Origin of the sequence: Nocardioides marmorisolisilvae (assembly GCF_003725775.1) — a bacterium.
Taxonomy (GTDB): domain Bacteria; phylum Actinomycetota; class Actinomycetes; order Propionibacteriales; family Nocardioidaceae; genus Marmoricola; species Marmoricola marmorisolisilvae.
In genome coordinates, this window is the sequence record NZ_RJSG01000003.1 from 110,343 (window position 1) to 110,914 (window position 572).

At 76.9% G+C, this 572-nt stretch carries 1 protein-coding gene; it reads left to right on the top strand.

Annotated elements, in window-relative coordinates:
* A partial coding sequence (locus tag EFL95_RS19610) for a hypothetical protein (protein ID WP_425463971.1) occupies nucleotides 1-572 on the top strand: 572 nt, incomplete at both ends.

A 572-nucleotide genomic window follows, 5' to 3' on the forward strand; every position in this document is an offset into this window, starting at 1 on the left:
ACAGGCCGCCGCAGAAGCCGCCGAGCAGGCCCGCCTGCAGGCCGAGCGCGAAGCCGCCGAGGAGGCCGAACGGCAGCGCATCGCCGCCGAGCAAGCAGAAGCCGAGCGCATCGCCGCCGAGCAGGCCGCCGCAGAAGCCGCCGAGCAGGCCCGCCTCGACGCCGAGCGCGAAGCGGCCGAGGCCGTCGAGCGCGAGCGCATCGCCGCGGAGCAGGCTGAAGCCGACCGGCTCGAGGCCGACCGGATCCTCGCCCAGCGCGCCGAGGACGCCCGCCTGGAGGCGGAGCGGAAGGCGTACGAGGAGGCCGAGGCCGTTCGCCTCGCCGCCGAGAAGGCCGAGGCCGACCGGATCGAGGCCGAGCGCCTCGAGGCCGAGCGCATCGAGGCCGAGCGCCTCGCCGAGGAGCAGCAGCGGATCATCGCCGCCGCCAAGGCAGCCGAGAAGGCCGAGCGGGACCGGATCGCCGCCGAGAAGGCTGAGGCCGCCCGCCTGGCCGCGGAGGCGAAGGCCGCCGAGGAGGCTGAGGCCGCCCGGATCGAGGCCGAGCGTCAGGCCGTCGAGGACGCCGCTC